Consider the following 2,607-nt stretch of genomic DNA (forward strand, 5'->3'; position numbering starts at 1 on the left):
CGGGCGGGTGCTGCCGTCGCTGTGGGACGCGCGGACCGACCGGTCCAGCCGCGCCGCGTACGTCGACCTGCCGCCGGGCGGGGTGCTGCTCGTCAGTGGCGCGCTGCTGCTCGGCGGTGGCCTGCCCTTCGACGTCACCGTGCACCTGCAGCTCTCGCCGGGAGCGCTGGCCCGCCGTACCGACCCGGCGCTGACCTGGACCCTGCCGGCGTTCGCCCGGTACGCCGACGAGGTCGCCCCGGCCACCTTCGCCGACGTCGTCGTACGCCTCGACGACCCCCGGCACCCCGCGGTGGTGGAGGCCGCCGGAACGGGCTGAAAACCGGTGGGGTCGGTCGGTTTGGCACGCCGGAGACGGGGGTATTCGCCCCGCTCACAGAGCACGGGTGATCGCCCGTGCCGAGACGACCATTGGCCGGGGCCCGCGCCACCGGCACCCCGGCGGCCCGTTCGGCCCTCAGAAAGGCAGGCAGCGATGCTCGTCCACGACACGGTCGGTACCGGTCGGTCCCAGCAGGAGATCGACCAGATCCGGCAGTCCCTGCAGGCCCGGTACGACGAGCTCTCCGCGGAGTACGAGCAGGCCGTGGTGCAGAGCCAGGTGCTGCGGCTGGTCGAGGTGGGCGACACCGCCGGCGACGACCAGGCCGACAGCGGCACCAAAACCGCCGAGCGGGACACCGCGCAGTCGCTGCTGCGGACCATCCTCGACCGGCGCACCCAGTACGAGCACGCCCTGACCCGGCTGGAAGAGGGCACCTACGGCTTCTGCGAGGGCTGCTCCGCGCCGATTCCGGTGGAGCGGCTGGAGATCTTCCCCTCGGCGACGGCCTGCGTCACCTGCAAGCAGAACCGGGAGCGTCGGGCGGCCTGACCGCCTCCTCAACTTGCCGGTCGGTCCGGGACACGATGGACTCCACCCATGGGTGACATCCTGGTGGGGACGGCGTCCTGGACCGACCGCACGTTGCTCGACTCGGGCTGGTACCCGCAGACGGCCGACACGCCGGAGAAGCGGCTCGCCCACTACGCCCGGCAGTTCCCACTGGTCGAGGTGGACGCCACCTACTACTCGCCGCCGGCCGAACGCACGGCCCGGCTGTGGGCCGAGCGGACCCCGGCCGGATTCACCTTCAACGTGAAGGCGTTCAGCCTGCTGACCGGCCACCCGACGAAGGTCAGCGCGCTCTACAAGGACATCCGGCCGGACACCGGCAAGAAGAACGTCTACCCCGACGACCTGCCACCGCAGGCGTACGAGGAGGTCTGGACCCGGTTCCTCAGCGCGCTCGACCCGCTGGTCGAGGCGGGCAAGCTCGGCGCGCTGCTGTTCCAGTTCCCACCCTGGTTCACCATTCGGAGGGACAACAAGCAGTACCTGCTGGAGGTGACGAAGCGCTGCGCGCCGCTGCGCCCGGTCTTCGAGTTCCGGCACCAGTCCTGGTTCGACGGTGCCAACGCCGACGAGACCCTGGCCTTCCTGCGCCAGCACCGGCTGCCGTACGTCGCGGTGGACATGCCGCAGGGGCACCGCTCGTCGGTCCCCCCGGTGCTGGCCGCCACCGCGGACCTCGCGGTGGTCCGCTTCCACGGCCACAGCGACAAGTGGACCAGCAAGGACATCCACGAGAAGTTCGGCTACCGGTACTCCGACCGGGAGCTGAAGCAGTGGGCCCCGAAGCTGCGGGAGCTGGCCGACTCCGCCGAGCAGACCCACGTGCTCATGAACAACTGCTACCGGGACTACGCGCAGACCAACGCCGCCACCCTGGCCAGGCTGCTCGACGCGGCCGGCTGACCTCACCCCCACCGGGTGAGGCCGGCTCACCCTCTCCCGGCGCAGCATGGACGGTGCGTGCGACCGTCCGCCGACGGAGCCGGTCGCGCGGAGCCGACAGTACGGAGGTGGCTGGACATGACGGTTCGGGTGGTACCGGATCGACGACGCGGCGCCGTGCTGCACGTCGTCGGCAGGACCGGCGACGCCCGGCGTGCACCGCGAGCCGCGCGGGTCGTTCCGACCCGGCAGTGGCGTGGCCCGGCCGGGCCTCCGCGGCGCGCCGACGACCGACCGTGGGAGACCTACGTACGGGGGTGGAGAGATGGCTGAGCAGCTGCATTCCGCGTTTGAGTCCTCGATGGACAAGACGAACGTGATCCTCAAGGAGATCGAGAGCGCGTACGGCTGGCCCAAGGAGCAGCGCAACCAGTCGTACGCGGCGCTGCGGACCGTGCTGCACCTGCTGCGCGACCGGATGCCGGTGCAGGAGAGCGCGGAGTTCGCCGCGCAGTTGCCGGTGCTGGTGCGCGGGATCTACTTCGACGGCTGGAAGCCCGAGGACGTACCGGTGAAGCTGAACCGGGACGACTTCCTCTACGAGGTGCGGCAGGGCTTCCCGTACGACGTGGAGGGTGGCCCCGAGCGTGTCGTGCAGGTGGTGCTGGACACCCTGCGCCGTCACGTCACCCAGGGCGAGTGGCAGGACGTGAAGTCCCAGATGCCCAAGGACCTGGCGCGGATCATCCCGTGACACGCGCGGCCCGACCCGTGGATGGGTCGGGCCGTGCGGGGGGGGGGGGGGGCCGGCGCCCGCGGCCCCCCGCGGG

3 protein-coding genes and 1 pseudogene are annotated in these 2,607 nt (G+C 71.5%); all 4 read left to right on the forward strand.

Annotated elements, in window-relative coordinates; genetic code table 11:
- A pseudogene (locus AB0I76_RS27350) lies at positions 1 to 319 on the forward strand (uridine kinase); the annotation flags it as partial.
- A 156-nt stretch (positions 320 to 475) separates the two neighbouring features.
- Entirely contained in the window at positions 476 to 874 is a 399-nt protein-coding gene (locus tag AB0I76_RS27355; RefSeq protein ID WP_357041243.1) for a TraR/DksA C4-type zinc finger protein, read from the forward strand.
- 48 nt (positions 875 to 922) lie between these two features.
- Complete coding sequence (locus AB0I76_RS27360; RefSeq protein WP_357041246.1) at positions 923 to 1,798, forward strand: DUF72 domain-containing protein; 876 nt, start codon at positions 923 to 925, stop codon at positions 1,796 to 1,798.
- Between the two features lie 304 nt (positions 1,799 to 2,102).
- The gene (locus AB0I76_RS27365) at positions 2,103 to 2,531 is read left to right on the forward strand and encodes a DUF2267 domain-containing protein (protein WP_357041249.1); all 429 of its coding nucleotides are present in this window, start codon (positions 2,103 to 2,105) and stop codon (positions 2,529 to 2,531) included.
- Positions 2,532 to 2,607: the final 76 nt, after the last annotated feature.

The organism is Micromonospora sp. NPDC049799, assembly GCF_040656655.1.
GTDB lineage: Bacteria > Actinomycetota > Actinomycetes > Mycobacteriales > Micromonosporaceae > Micromonospora.